This is a genomic window from Komagataeibacter kakiaceti JCM 25156, assembly GCF_000613305.1.
Genome location: NZ_BAIO01000024.1, coordinates 1 through 14,780, shown reverse-complemented (window position 1 = coordinate 14,780; position 14,780 = coordinate 1). Strand labels below are relative to the sequence as shown.

General features: G+C 61.9%; 8 protein-coding genes and 4 pseudogenes. 5 read left to right on the top strand and 7 right to left on the bottom strand.

Going from position 1 to position 14,780, the window contains the following annotated elements; genetic code table 11:
* Window positions 1-11 precede the first annotated feature (11 nt).
* A complete protein-coding gene (locus JCM25156_RS30670) occupies window positions 12-524 on the bottom strand; it encodes a hypothetical protein (RefSeq protein WP_242402453.1) in 513 nt (170 codons plus the stop codon).
* 33 nt (window positions 525-557) lie between these two features.
* Entirely contained in the window at window positions 558-983 is a 426-nt protein-coding gene (locus JCM25156_RS30665) for an ion channel (RefSeq protein ID WP_242402452.1), read from the bottom strand.
* A gap of 155 nt (window positions 984-1,138) precedes the next feature.
* Here JCM25156_RS30665 and JCM25156_RS21240 point away from each other — a divergent pair.
* The 4 genes and pseudogenes from JCM25156_RS21240 to JCM25156_RS03575 all read left to right on the top strand — a co-directional run bounded on the left by JCM25156_RS21240 (window position 1,139) and on the right by JCM25156_RS03575 (window position 5,418).
* Window positions 1,139-2,035: pseudogene (locus JCM25156_RS21240) on the top strand (3'-5' exonuclease).
* Between the two features lie 219 nt (window positions 2,036-2,254).
* Complete coding sequence (locus JCM25156_RS21235) at window positions 2,255-3,763, top strand: Hint domain-containing protein (protein ID WP_051577468.1); 1,509 nt, start codon at window positions 2,255-2,257, stop codon at window positions 3,761-3,763.
* A complete protein-coding gene (locus JCM25156_RS30660) occupies window positions 3,751-3,999 on the top strand; it encodes a hypothetical protein (protein ID WP_051577467.1) in 249 nt (82 codons plus the stop codon). The genes JCM25156_RS21235 and JCM25156_RS30660 overlap by 13 nt, the downstream gene beginning before the upstream one ends.
* A 96-nt stretch (window positions 4,000-4,095) precedes the next feature.
* Window positions 4,096-5,418 carry a glycosyltransferase family 2 protein gene (locus JCM25156_RS03575; protein ID WP_025812170.1) on the top strand — a complete coding sequence of 441 codons (1,323 nt, stop codon included), beginning with the start codon at window positions 4,096-4,098 and terminating at the stop codon, window positions 5,416-5,418.
* Window positions 5,419-5,558: 140 nt separating this feature from the next.
* On the opposite strand, the pseudogene JCM25156_RS21230 reads toward JCM25156_RS03575, so the two are convergent.
* From JCM25156_RS21230 to JCM25156_RS21220, 4 genes and pseudogenes are all read right to left on the bottom strand, one after another.
* A pseudogene (locus JCM25156_RS21230) lies at window positions 5,559-7,078 on the bottom strand (efflux transporter outer membrane subunit).
* Complete coding sequence (locus JCM25156_RS30655; RefSeq protein WP_242402451.1) at window positions 6,975-7,754, bottom strand: efflux RND transporter periplasmic adaptor subunit; 780 nt, start codon at window positions 7,752-7,754, stop codon at window positions 6,975-6,977. The pseudogene JCM25156_RS21230 and the gene JCM25156_RS30655 overlap by 104 nt, the downstream one beginning before the upstream one ends.
* The gene (locus JCM25156_RS30650; protein ID WP_242402450.1) at window positions 7,751-8,293 is read right to left on the bottom strand and encodes an efflux RND transporter periplasmic adaptor subunit; all 543 of its coding nucleotides are present in this window, start codon (window positions 8,291-8,293) and stop codon (window positions 7,751-7,753) included. The genes JCM25156_RS30655 and JCM25156_RS30650 overlap by 4 nt, the downstream gene beginning before the upstream one ends.
* Before the next feature lie 29 nt (window positions 8,294-8,322).
* Window positions 8,323-11,516 (bottom strand): annotated as a pseudogene (locus JCM25156_RS21220) (efflux RND transporter permease subunit).
* A gap of 514 nt (window positions 11,517-12,030) precedes the next feature.
* On the opposite strand from JCM25156_RS21220, the pseudogene JCM25156_RS21215 reads away from it, so the two are divergent.
* Window positions 12,031-13,726 (top strand): annotated as a pseudogene (locus JCM25156_RS21215) (SulP family inorganic anion transporter).
* A 19-nt stretch (window positions 13,727-13,745) separates the two neighbouring features.
* On the opposite strand, the gene JCM25156_RS21210 reads toward JCM25156_RS21215, so the two are convergent.
* On the bottom strand, window positions 13,746-14,780 hold a 1,035-nt coding region (locus tag JCM25156_RS21210; protein ID WP_025812169.1), incomplete at its 5' end, for an FUSC family protein.

Sequence of the window (14,780 nt, the reverse complement as noted above, 5' to 3'; positions counted from 1 at the left end):
GGTGTGCGGGATCAGTCAGGCAGGTCCACCATGGCCTCCGTGGGCCTGACGTGTTCGTCGGATGGGGGTTCAGTCTGGTCAAAGCGGCTGTAATCAACGGTAATCCGCCCATCCGGCCCGGCGTTTATGATATCCACGAAACGGTGATTATACAGCATACGGTCAAATCCGTAAGCCGAACGTGCGAACACGCTCTGGCCGGAGGCTTCGTCCGTTCCGGTCAGGCTGACGATGATTTCCGCCTCCTCCGCCGAAAGGTCATGTTCCGTCAGGCCATAAAGCGGGCTGTGTTCGTTGATGACATGGCTGGGCGTGCAGGCGAAGCGCAGCACGGGAATATGGGCCTGTTGCAGGGGCAGCGGATCGAACTGCCGCACCACCCGCCCGCCTGGCGTGCGGATCAGCCGCGCAAGGGCGAATTCCACATCCACCGACAGGATCGGGCTGCGCCTGCAGTTCGCGATGCGGATATCGAGATGAAACTGGTTGCCTTCCGCCAGGATCAGGGCCTTGTGGCTGAACATCACCCGCGCGCGCGGCGCGAAAACGCGCGAAGATCAGCCCGTGGCCAGGGCGTTGATCATCATGCCGCCCAGCACCTCCACCGTGGCGAGCAGGTTGGCGGTGCGGCTGATGGGGGTCATGCCGCCATAACCGACGGTGGACAGTGTCTGCACGCTGAAAAAGAAATAATCGGCAAAGCTGTCGGGGTGCGCGCCGCTTATGCCCCTGCCATCGGCCATGTAGAGCAGGGCGAAGATCAGGTTGACGCCCACATAGAGTATCAGGGAGCCATAGAAGAACGTGCGCCACGGGGCGGTCAGCGCATGGTGGTAGAAGTCCGACCAGATCCGGTCCACCTGGCCCACGCGGATGATGGCGTCATGCCCGCGATCTTCCAGCCGGTGGGCATGGCTCGCCCCCAGCCGCGATGCCGGGTCGGGACTGTCAGGGGGGTGGGGAGGCGCGGCGTTCTGGGCCATGGCGTTCGGGTCCGCACATCATGTGGCATCGGGATCGGCTGGTTTGACAAAGTTTGTAATATTACAGCCATTCCGGCGGGGCAATGTCTGCCGTGATGGACAGGGCCGTGCGGGATTTGCATATCCATGCTCATCTGGCTGGCAGGAGGCACCACATGACAGAACTGACCCCCGAACGGATGGAACACATGGCCACCACGCTGGAGGGGAGTGGCCGCTACCGTGTCCTGCGCCCGCTTGCGGCGCGGGTGCTGGACGCTATCCACCCGAACCCGGCACGCGGCTTGGCATGTTCCTTGATCTTGAAACCACGGGGCTCAGCGCCACGAAGGATGAAATCATCGAATTCGGGATCGTACCATTCGTCTATACGCTGGAGGGGCGGATTCTGGGCACTCTGGAGCCTTTCAGCCGCCTGCGGGAACCGTCATGCCCCATCCCCGCGCAGATTACGGCGCTGACCGGCATCACCCCTGAAATGGTGGCCGGGCAGTCCGTCACACCCGAGGAGGTGGCGGGTTTTGTCGCGCCAGCTTCTCTTATTATCGCACATAATGCAGCTTTTGACCGCAAGTTCGCGGAGCGTTTCAGCCCCGTCTTCACCACCAAGCCATGGGCCTGCTCCATGCGGGATGTGGACTGGGCGGCGGAGGGGTATGAGGGGCGCAAACTGTCCTATCTGGGCATGCAGGCGGGGTTCTGGTTTGACGGGCACCGCGCGACGGATGACTGCCAGGCCGGCATCGCCATTCTTGACCGAACGCTGCCGGTGTCCGGCCGCCCGGCGCTGGCGGCCCTGCTGGAGAACGCGCGGCAGATACGCTGCCGCATCTGCTGAAAACGCGCCTTATGAATACAAGGACATGCTGCGCCAGCGTGGCTACCGCTGGAATGACGGGACGGATGGCAACCCGCGCGCCTGGTCCATCTCCCTGCCTGAAGCGGAGGTGGAGGGGGAACTGGCCTTCCTGTCGGCGGAGGTGTACGCCCGCCCCGTTGAACTGCCCGTAACCCGCATTACGCCATGGGACCGCTTTTCCACCCGGTGTTAGAAGCTGTTTGAAGTAAAATATTGATATAAAACAATAAAAGTTTTCGGGTGCCGCCTTTTTTCAAAAAGGCGGCGTTCCCTGAAGCTTCCTGATGATCCACGGGATGTTTCATCCCCGGTGGGGAATGTGGCAAAAGCCCCGACCGTGAAAACCCTTTTTTCATATTTCCATGAAACAACATGCGCAGCAGGGGCTCTCGGGCGTGTGGGAATGTGAAAAATGACCAATATCGGCAATGAGTATTTTAATACCGGCAACACGATTACGCAGAGCGGATCCTATACGCTGGCCCCGGTCGCCATTCTGGGTGTTGCGGGAAATGCCGGGGTCGATGTCACATCAACCGATGGCAGTCCGGTTACGGCAAGCATTTCCCTCAACGGGCTGCTTGACACGCCGATTACGGCGCTCAGCACCTATACCGTTACGGCGGAAAAGAACACCTATGTCACGGTCTCGACCGGCACCGTGGCCCTGGGCACCGCGGTTGTGGTGAATGCGGATGGCGGCAGCGCCAACATGGCGGGGGGGCTGCTGACGGCGGTGTCCGGACTGACGGTCAATATCTCCAATGGCGGCACGTTTGACGGTAACGGCATGATTTCTGCCGCCAGCGGGCTGACGCTCAATTTCCAGGGCGGCGGCGGCACACTGAACCTTGTGGGTTCCAGTGACGGGCTGGCGCTGCTGGACGGCGCCAGTATAAACGGGTTTGGCGCTGGCGATAACATTATTGTTGAAAGTAACGGCGCAACGGCGACTGTATCCAGCGTAAGCTATGACGATCTGTTTGATACATCCACCATAACATTTTCCAACGGGGATACGCTGGAACTGAACGGGGCGTATCAGGACACGGACCCCGATGCGAGCAATTACCTTGCAACGGTCGCGGATGAAAATGGCGTTGGTACGGTGCTGGTCTGTTTTCTGGCTGGTTCCATGGTCCGTACCGCGCATGGCGAGATCGCCATTGAGGATATCAGGATTGGTGACGAGGTTCTGGCCTTGTGTGACGGGCAGCAGGTCTTTCGCCCCGTAAGCTGGGTCGGCAGGCAGGTGGCCACCGTGCGTCCGGGGCCGTACCCCGATGAAGCCGGTTACCCCGTGCGTATCCTCAAGGACGCCATCGCACAGGGCGTTCCCTACAAGGACATGCTGATTACGCCGGAACACTGCCTTTTTCTGGAGGGGCGTTTCATCCCCGTCCGCATGCTGGTCAATAACCGCAGCATTTATTACGACCTGGGTATTACGTCCTATACTTACTATCATCTGGAAACCGCGTGTCATTCCATCATCACGGTGGATGGCGTCCTGACGGAAAGCCATCTGGATACCGGAAACCGCCATGGTTTCCGGCAGGCCGGGCCGGTTGTGGGCCTGCCGGGGCGGGAAAGGACATGGGCCGGAGATGGCGCCGCGCCGCTGGGCGTTTCGGTGGATTTCGTGAAGCCTGTATTTGACGCCATTGCCGCGCGCGCCCAGGCCAGCACTATCGCACCCCATCCTCCCGCCATGGAAACAACGGTGGATGCCGGCCTGCATCTTGTCACGGATACCGGCGTGACCCTGCGCAGCGTGCATGGCGCCAACGGGTTCGCCTTTTTCATGATCCCGCCCTGTGTCCAGACGGTACGGATCATGTCGCGCACCAGCGGCCGGTCGATACGGTTGGCCCCTATGTGGATGATCGCCGCCATTTTGGTGTTCTGGTGCGCAATATAAAACTGTTTGAGGGGAATGTGGGGCACCCCATTACATCACATCTCGCGCCTGATGCCCCGGATGGCTGGTACGCCAGTGAAAGCCCGACCAGCCGCTGGACGAACGGGCAGGCGCTGCTGGAACTGGGGGCGCGTAATCCGGCCACCATCGGGTTGCTCTGTATGGAAATTCCCGTGTCCGGTCCCTATCCCGTGGTTGTGGAGCCGGATCAGGATCTCGCGCGCCTTACGGCATGAAAACCGACATACAGAATATTTTATTTTTTATTAACGTATTATTTTCAAAACAGGAGAGCAGGCAGTCACTTCGGATATAAAGGGTCGCGGGTTGAAATGAAGCGTTATAACTGCTCGGTTGTCGTATGCGCCAGATGGGAAAAGCCTTATATACTTGAATGGGTCACCTATTATAAATCCATCGGATACGATCACATCTACCTGTACTGCAATGATGACCAGCCAGATGATATTTACAGGGAGATTTTACCCTTTGTCGTCGGCCGGGATCCCTTTGTTACATTCGTGCATTTCACGACGCAGGGCTTCCAGCAGCAGATGTACCTGCATTTCCTGACCAATTACCGGCAGGAAACGGAATGGGTCAGTTTTTTCGATGTGGATGAATTCCTGAACATCCCTGCGTTCCGTGATATTGGTGATCTGGTCACCCATTATCCGGAGGCTGACTGTATCCTGTTTTACTGGATTGTGTTTGGCCATAATGGCCACGAACGCAATCCACCCGGCCCGGTTCTGGAAAATTACAGGAAAAGGGCCGTCGGTGTTAATGAATACACCAAGTATATCTGCCGGACGGATTCCCTGCTGGATGACAAGATTTTCTCACCCGAGGGTTTCGGGTTCTGGCATAACCCCGCCTGGCACGCCTATGGGGAGATAAGGGTTGTGGATGTCCTGCACCGTGAGGTTCCTGATATTCATACCCTTTCCGCCGGGGAAATACAGGTTATTGAAAATACGGCCAGCGTTCATCACTACATGATCAAGTCAAAGGAATATCTGAGGCACCGGATACGGCGTGGAACAACGGGCGCGTTTTCCGGTCAGGTCATATGGGATGAAACGGAAGCGGGCCGGAAAAACGCGGTGGAAGAATCCATGCGCGCATTCAACGCGGCGGAAAATACATCGCTGTGCGACTACTGGAACAATATAGTAAAAAACGCCACGAAAGTCACCGTGCCCGCCCGGATGCCGGGGCGGAACATTTCCCTGAACAAACCATGTGAGCAGAGCAGTATCAGCACATGGTCCATCGGGCGTGATACGCGAACAGACGCGGGCAACGCGGTCAACGGCGTCGTTAATGGGCTTGTGAAATTCCATACGGGGCTTGAGGATAACCCATGGTGGCAGATCGACCTTATGGGATTGTACCGGGTCGAGGACATACTCATTTACAATATCATGGCGCCCACGCGGCAGCGATGCCGCAACATCCGCATGGAATATTCCGGCGATGGCGAGACCTTCCGGTTCGGGTTTGAAAAAAAGGATGACCAGCCCATCGGCAACCTGGCCACGGGGCCGTACCATGTCCATACATCGTTCATGGCCCGTTTTATCCGCCTGACCCTGATCGGGCAGAATTTTTTCCACCTCGATCAGGTTGAGATATATGGCGAGCGGTGTTGAAGCTCCGTTATGCATGGGCGGTTTTTAGCAAAAGCCCTTTGAATAACGGCTTGATGGAAAAGTAATAAAAGTTTTTGGGTGCCGCCTTTTTTCAAAAAGGCGGCGTTTCCCACCGCCCGGTGCGGGCCTGGTCAATGTCCTCATCTTTCCTGCGTGGGGAACAGGATGGGCCGGGTCAGGTTGTCATCAGGGTCGGGGCCATGGGTGTGCGGCGGGGGCACGTCGCCTGTCGCGGGGGCGTTATGCAGCCCGGAATACTGGAGCGGATCGACCGAAAACAGCCTGTTGGGCGCGGGAAGCAGGGCCGCGTCCCATCCACCGCCACAGGCGCGGATCAGCCGACCTGCGCCTGCAGGTAACGTGTCTGGACCTCGACCTGCTGGATGCGGGCGTCAAGCGTGCTGACCTGCGCGATCAGCACATCCAGATAGCTTGCAAGACCCCCCTTGTACAGGTTCATCGTAATATCCTGCGTCTGGCTGGCGGCCCCCACGGCGGCGCGCAGGCGGCTGTTCTCACTATCCAGCCGGTTGGTGCGGGACAGTCCGTCCTCCACATCACGGAAGGCGGTCAGCACCGTCATGCGGTAGTGGTCGCGTGTTTCACGGTAGGCGGACCAGCTCTGTTGCAGTTCGGCCCGGCGCAGGCCGCCCTCGAACACGGGCATGGTCACCGTGGCGCCATAGGTCCACATGCTGTTGGCAAGGTTGGCCAGATTGAAGCCGTTGTCACTGAACCCGCCATCCATGTGAAAGGAGACATGCGGATAGAACGATGCCCGTGCGATGCCGATCGCCCGGTTGGCCTGCGCCATCTGGCGTTCCGCCATGGCGACATCGGGCCTGCGCTCCAGCAGTTCCGATGGCAGGCCCGGTTTCAGCGCGAAGCGGTTCGTGTTCAGGTGGCTATCCGCCGGGATGTGGAAGGTCGAAGGGGCGGCGTTGACCAGTACGGCAATGGCATGCTCCATCACCTCGCGCTGGGCCTGGATGTCGAGCAGGTGGGCCTGGGTGGTGTAAAGCTGGTTCTGCGCGCGGGCCACGTCCAGCCGTGACGCCGCCTGATCGATCAGGCGCGTCTGGGTAACGCGAAGGGATTCCTGATAATACCCGATCGACTGGCCATAGATGGCGGCCTGCGCGTCCAGCCCGCGCAGGGTGAAATAATCACTGGCCAGTTCCGACTGGAGGCTGAGGCGCGCATTGGCGTATTCGGCGGCCTGTTCCTGCGCATAATCCTTCTGCAACCGTACGCGGTTGCGGATGGAGGACCAGAAATCCGGCTCCCACGACGCCATGCCGCCATAGAACTCATCTGAATCCGTAATGGGGCCCTTGTAGCGGAACAGCCGCTCGGTCGAGCTTTTGTTGTTGCTGCCGCCAAAGGCGATGCCGAAATGGGGCAGCAGGTCGGCCCGCGCCTCGCTTACGATGGCGCGCGCCTGCATGAAGCGTTCGGATGCCGCCTGCAGGTCGCCGTTATGCTCCGTGGCCTGCGTTTCCAGCGCATCGAGCTGCGGGTCGGCAAAGGTTGTCCACCAGTCGGAACGGATGCTGTCATCCATGGGGTGCGCCACTTCGAACGGGGCCTGCCCCTGCCATGTGACGGGAATGACGTAATGCGGCGTGTGATAGGCGGGCGAGAGATCGCACCCCGCCAGTGACAGCAGCGACAGGACACAGGCCCCGCCCGCGGGCAGGGAACGGCGGATGGGGCGCGCCATCATTCATCGTCCTTTTCAGATACGTCGTTGCTGTACCCGGCCGTGGGCTGGACACATGCACCTTTTCGCCTTCCAGCAGGTCGGCCGGCGGGTTGTCTATGATCCGGTCCGTGGGGGAAAGGCCGGAGAGAACCTGCGTCGCCCCATCGCCCATGCGGCCGACCGTGATGTCGTGGAAATGCGCGATGTCCTGCCCATCCACCACCGCGACCTGCATGCCGTGTTCCTGAAACACCAGCGCCCCGGTGGGAATGCTCTGGTGGCCGCCCTGTTCGGGCGCACTCAGGGTCACGGCGGCAAACGTGCCCGGCCACAGGGCATGATCCGTGTTGTCGATGATGAATTCACTCACACTGGTGCGGGTGTCGGGGTCGTAGCCACCCGATACGGTCAGGAAGCGGGCCTCGAACACCCGGTCGGGAAACTGCGGCACATGCACGCGCGCGCGCAGGCCGGGCTGCAGGATGTAGGACAGGTTTTCGGGAATGGAGACGAACAGGCGCATCTGGTGCGTGTCCGCCACGCTGAACAGTTCACTGGCCCCGCCCGTGGCGTTCAGGTTGCCGCCGCCTTCGTGCACGTAGTCACCCACGTTGATGTCACGTTCCGTCACCACCCATCGAAGGGGGAGACAATGATCTTGAAGCGTTCAAGGGCCGCGTAGCGGTCCAGATTATGGCGCGCCGCTTCCAGATCGGCAGCGGCTGACTTCTCGTTCGCGTCCTGCACCGAGACCGACTGCCCTGATACCGCCTGCGACCTGCCCATGAGCCGCCAGCGCTGGGCGGTGACCACGGCCAGGTCATATTTCGCCTGCGAGGACTGGAGGTCCGCCTGCGCCTGCGCGAACTGGGCATCGAGGCCGGGGGTATTGATTTCAGCCAGCACGTCCCCGCTGGCGACATGCGCGCCATAATCCTTGTACCACATGCGCACATAGCCCGAGACCTGCGGGTAGATCGGCGCCTGGTACCACGCATCGATCGTGCCGGGCAGGTCGAGACTGACCTGACGCGCCTCGGCATGGGGGGAAATGACCATGACATCGGGCACGGCGGCCGCCATCGCGTCGCGGCGCAGCTCGGCGGCGTGATGCACGCGTTCGACCAGCAGGTAGCCACACCACCCCACCAGAAGTGCGGCGGCTCCCATGATTATGGTTCTTGATGATTTCCTGGTTGTCATGGGCTCGTTTCCTCCCGGCTGCGGGACGGGCGGTTGTGCAGGATTGCGTAAACACACGGTACGAACAGGAGCGTGGATACGGTCGCCACCAGCAGGCCGCCAATGACAGCGCGGCCCAGCGGCGCGTTCTGGGAATTGCTCATGGCCATCGGCACCATGCCGATCACCATGGCCAGCGCGGTCATGAGCACGGGGCGGATACGGCCGTACCCGGCCTCCACCGCCGCGCGCAGGGCGTCGCCATGTTCCACGATCCGTTCGCGCGCGAAGGAGACGACAAGGATCGAGTTGGCCGTCGCCGTGCCCATGCACATGATCGCACCCGTCAATGCCGGCACCGACAGGCGCGTATGGGTCAGGAACAGCGCCCACGCGATCCCCGCCAGCGCGCCGGGCAGCGCGGTGATGATGATGAAGGGGTCAAGCCAGGACTGGAAATTGACCACGATCAGCAGGTAGATCAGCATGACCGACACCACCAGGCCGAACACCAGTTCCGTATAGGAATGGCGCATGGTCTCGGTCTGGCCGCGGATCACCACGCGGCGGTGGAAGGCACCATCTTTTCCGTCTCGTGCAGGACGCGGCGCACGCCCGCCGTGACCTGGCCCAGATCGGCTCCCTCGGCGGAGATGTAGATATCGACCTCCGGCATGGAGTTGAAATGCGAGACCTGCCCCGGCGTGCCGGTGGCTGCGACATCGCTGATCCCGCCCAGAAGCTGCATGTGCCGCCCCTGCGGGTCGCCATCGCCCTTGTCGACCGGGATGGTCATGAGGTTGTTGAAATGGGTCAACTGGTCCTGTGACACATAGACGTTGAGCGGGAAGGTGATGCCGGTCTGCGGGTCCAGCCAGTATTGCGGGTCCACCGTCTGGCTGCCTGACAGGGTCATGAGTTCGTTATTGGCCAGATCCGCTTCCGTCATGCCGGTGGCCTGACCGAAGGTGCGGTTGCCCTGCACGAACAGGGTTGGCGTCTTCATGGTCTGCTGGATCGTGACATCCGCCGCGCCGGGCACCTGCCGCAGGCGGTTGACCACCTGCCGGGCATAATCATAGTTGTCGCGCAGGTCGGGGCCGGAAATCTGCACGTCGATGGGGGAAGGCGAGCCGAAGTTCAGGATCCTGGCGGTCAGGTCGGCTGGCTGGAACGTGAAGACCGTGCCGGGAAAATGCGCCGACAGGTCACGGCGCAGCAGGGCGCGGTAGTCCCATACCGGCGTTTCCTCATCCTTCAGCGCGATGGTGATGTCGCAATCCTGCGTGCCGATGGTGGGCGTGGGAATGAACGCCTGGTTATGCGCGCCTTCGGGCAGGCCGCAATTCTCGATCATGGTATCGACCTTGCCGGGGAACAGGGCGTTGATGCGGTCTTCCACCAGCGAGGCCTCGCGCCCCGCCACCTCGATGCGCGTGCCCAGCGGGGCGCGCATGTGCATCTGGAGCGTGCCGGATTTCGTTTCTGGAAAGAAATCACGCCCGGCCATGAAATACAGGCCCGTCGAGCACACCGAAAGCCCGAGGAACACCGCGACAAACCGCTGCCGCCGCGCAATGGCCCGGCGTAGCAGGCCCGCGTACTGTTCCCGGAAGGTGTTGAACCCGCGTTCGAACGCCTGCTGGAAGCGTTCGGGCAGGCGGGTGGGGTACTGCAGCTTATGGACCTGCGGTTCGCAGTGGTGGGAATCCCCATGTCCCGCCACGCTGTGCCCGGCCAGAAGGTATTTGGCCATGGTGGGCACCAGTGTGCGCGACAGGATGAAGGACGCGATCATGGAGAAGATGATGGCCTCCGCCATGGGCATGAACAGCCAGCCCGCCACCCCGCTCAGCCCGAACAGCGGCAGCCAGACGATGCAGATGCAGGTGGTGGCGACAAAGGTGGGAATGACGATCTGGTTCGCCGCGTCGATGATGGCGGGTTCAAGCTGTTTGCCCATTTCCAGATGCGCGTCGATATTCTCGATCATGACCGTGGCGTCATCGACCAGAATGCCCACCGCCAGCGCCAGACCGCCCAGCGTCATGACATTGATGGTCTGCCCCACCCAGTGCAGGCCGATGATGGCGCACAGGATGGCCAGCGGGATGGAGGTGGCGATGATGACGGTCGGCCGCCACGACCCCAGGAACAGCAGCACCACCATGCCGGTCAGGAAGGCGGCGGTGAGCATTTCGCGCACCACGTCGAAAATCGAATCCTTCACGAAGATCGAGGCATCGCCAAGGATGCTGACCTTCACATCCGGCGGCAGCAGCTTCTGTATGCGCGGCAGCAGCGCCTTGGCCCCCGCCACCACGTCCAGCGTCGAGGCGTCGCCACTTTTCATGACCACGATCTCCACGCCCTGCCTGCCCTTGACCAGCACGAGGTTCGTCTGCGGGCGTCCACCCCGATAGACTTCCGCCACGTCATGCACGTAGATCACGGCGTTGCCCACGCGCTTGACCGGAATGTCCCCCAGTTCCTTCATGGAGCGCGGGGTGGCGTTGGTCTGGACCATCCAGTCCGTGGCCGCGATCTTCTGGTCACCCGCGGGCAGGACGATGTTCTGCCCGCGCAGGGCGTTCTGCACATCCATGGCGGACAGGTGATGCGCCTGGAGCTGCTGCTGGTTGAGCGAGACCATGACGAAACTGTCCATGCCGCCATAGGCCTGCGGCACCACGGCCCCCGGCACGGTCACCAGCAGCGGCCGCACCCGGATCATCGCCAGCTTGAACAGGTCGGACGGCGTCTGCCGGTCGGACGTGACCTGAAGGGTCAGCACCGGCACGGACGAGGCGTCAAGGCTCATGACCATGGGGGAGGGGATGTTTTCGGGAAGCTGTTTTATCACCGTCTGTGAAATGGCGGTGACTTCGGCCTCGGCCTTGCCAATATCGGTTCCGGGCTGGAAGTATATGTTGACGATGCCGCGACCGTAATACGAACTGCTTTCCATATGTTCGATGCCCTCGACTGTCGAGGTGACCATCAGTTCGTAATTATAGATGATCCGGCCCGCGAATTCTTCCGGCAGCATGCCGCCATAGGTCCAGACAACGGACACGACCGGAATGCGGATGTTGGGGAATACATCGGTTGGCGTACGGAATACCGACATGATGCCAAAGACCACGATCAGGATCGATAGCACCACGAAAGTATAGGGCCGACGCAGCGCGGTGACTACGATGGCATTCATGGGATGGGTGTTTCCCTATGTTATGATAACCATACCCCGAGCATGGGTCGGAAGTATATGTGCGCTATATTGCGGTTGGTTACATTAATACGGCGCATTACTGCGGGATGTTTACAGAAGGCGGGTCATGTTGACTGGAAAGAGCATGGTAAACCACTCCGGCACGATGGGTGGCAGCATGCCGGCAGGGAGTCATGTGGCATCTGCATGGGTGACAGATAGCGTGTTTTTTTACAAAGTATGAACGGATAATATTTAAAATAATTTTTCATTACATGCGATGTAGTGGATAATTACATGCGCTTAATAAAGTAATTTTTAAGGAATCTTTTGGCGGCCTTCCCCATAAACGCCACAATACGTGTCGCGACCGGGCCGCATGGCGGGGTCAGCTTATTGCGATTGGCGGTGGCCGCGTGTTCTCCCGTATGATTGCGTACGGTAACCACGCGCTGTGGTGCCATCCGGCCCGGTTCTTCGGTCTGGTGTATGGATCGGGAATGGGACCGGCAGTATGGAAGCCAGTACAGGCGGTGTGGGGACCGCCACGGACAGGCCACGGGCAACGGGCGGGTGGCGCGGGCGGGTGCGCGACATTGTGGCGGGCGTCTCCCTTGCGTCAATGAACATTCCGCAGGTGCTGGGCTACACCCGCATCGCGGCCATGCCCGCCGTGACCGGGCTGTACACGGTCCTGCTGCCACTGGTGGCGTTCGCGTGTTTCGGGGCTTCGCGGCATCTGGTCGTCGCGGCGGATTCCGCGACCGCCGCCATTTTTCCAGCGCGCTGGGGCGCATGGCCCCGCCGGGCAGCCCGCATTACATGGCGCTGGTCAGCATGGTGGCCCTGCTCAGCGCAGGTTCCTGCTGGTGGCGCGCCTGTTCCGGCTGGGGTTTCTGGCGGATTTCCTGTCCCGCACCGTGCTGGTCGGTTTCATGGCCGGGGTGGGCATACAGGTGGCGCTGGCCATGACGCGCGACATGCTGGGCGTGGCCACCACGGCGCATAACCCGGTGCTGCAACTGTTCCAGACCCTTGCCCACCTGCCACGGGCCAGCGTGCCGACCATGGCGCTGTCCGGCTGCGTGGTGGGGCTGATCATGGCGGGGGACCGGCTGGCCCCCCGCGCGCCGCTGGCGCTGGTGACGGTTGTGGGCGCGATCGTGGCCAGCATGACCCTTGGCCTGACACGCTACGGGATCGAGACCATCGGCCCGATCGAAAGCGGCCTGCCGCATCTGCGCCTGCCGGATGTTTCATGGAACGACATGCTGGCGCTGCTGCCGGTCAGCACGTCGTGCGTGTTTGTCATCATCGCGCAGAGTGCCGCGACATCACGCGCCTTCGCCCTGCGTTTTCATGACAGGATGAATGACAACGCGGACATACTCGGCCTGTGCGCGGCGCATGCTGTGGCCGGGCTGAGCGGCACCTTTACCGTCAACGGCAGCCCGACCCAGACCGCCATGGCCGTCCGCGCGGGCGCGCGCAGCCAGCTGGCGCAGCTGACCTTCGCCGCCGTCACGATGTTTGTCCTGCTGTTCCTGACGGCCCCCCTGCATTACCTGCCGCGCTGCGTGCTGGCCTCCATCGTGTTTACCGTGGCGGTGGGCATGATCGACGTGCGGGCCCTGCGGGCCATCAGGCGTGAAAGCCCCGGCGAGTACGGCCTGGCGCTGGTGACCGCCGCCGCCGTGGTCGGCATTGGCGTGGAGCAGGGCATTTTCCTGGCCATCGCGCTGTCCCTGTTCCGCCACGTCCGCCACAGCTACGAACCCCATACCATGATCCTGTGCTACGACGCCCGTTCCGGCCTGCTGGAGCCCGAACCGGTCGCGCCGGGGCGGCAGACCGCGCCGGGGCTGGTTGTCTACCGTTTCTGCGCGGATCTGTTCTATGCCAATTCCGCGCGTTTTGTGGCCGATATACGCCTGCTGGCCGGGCAGGGGGCCGTGCCGGTGGCCTGCCTTGTGATCGACGCCAGCGCGATCACGGATGTTGATTTCTCGGCGGCAAGCGACCTGCGCGACCTGTTCGGGGAACTGGCGCGGCGCAATGTCAGCGTGATCTTTGGCCGGGTCAGCCCGTACCTGCGGGCGGATATGGACCGTCACCGCATTACCCCGGTCGTGGGCGCACGGAATATCCATGCCCAGCTTCACACCGCCATCGCCGCCGCGCGGGAGATCGTGGGCGCCCGGCACGACTGACGGGGCGCAGGGCGGGGTTTCAGGGGCGTATGTGGGCAATCACCTTCAGCGCGCCCACAAGGCGTCTGGTCCCGCCGTCATGCCCGTGTTGCCAGGTCGGGTCGCGCAATATGACGCGGGCCATGGCCTGCGCATTGGCGTCGTGGGCCTTCCATGCCCGCAGGAAGGTCCGCAGCCTGCGTTCCAGCCACCCGGGCAGGGTGCCGGAGCGGACCAGATTCCTTATGGCGATGATTTCGGTTCCGACCGTCATGGCGTTGAGCCGCATCTGGATATGCGCCAGCACGACGGCGCGCGATACACCCTGTGCGTTGCGTACGGAGCGGACCATGCTCTCGGCGTTTTCCAGCAGCCATTGATAGGCGGAAAGCGGATTGCGCGGATCGGCCAGCGCCGCGAGCCGCCGCTGTGTCCACGCTTCGGTCCGCTGGATGTGCGAATCAGGCCGGAACGGCAGGACCAGCCGGAAGGTCCACCACGCGAACAGCACCGCGCCCAGAAAGGCGGAGGTGCCGTTGAAAAACGCCACCTCGTCATACCGCGCCTGATTGGCCGGGCCGATCAGCACCGGCAGGAACATATTGAATGAAAAGGCGTACCCCGCCGTGGCGGGCGTGCGCGCCGCCAGCCCGCCTATGGTCATGGGAATGAGCATCAGCAGCACCAGTATTTCCGGTGCGGTAACGGCGGGCATGACCAGCAGCACGAACACGGCGGCCACGACCGCGCACCACACCGCGCCCTTGAAAAACGGGCTGGAGGCCAGAAGCGGGTTTTCCCGCGTCGCCAGCAGTCCGTACACAAGGGATACGAACGACACGAACGCCGCCCCCGTGGGCCACCCCGTCACTTCCCACAGCAGCCATGCGCCCAGAATGCCCGCGGCGGCCCGGATTCCGTTTTCGGCCGCCTCCACCGCCAGCCGGCGTGAGCGCAGGGTAAAGCGGAACCTGTCCCCCGCAACCGGGGTCTCGCATGTCAGGATATGGTTGCGCGCCGCCTCCAGGTCGGACGTGATGGCGCCTGGGAACCTTCCTCCGCCACCGCGCCCGCA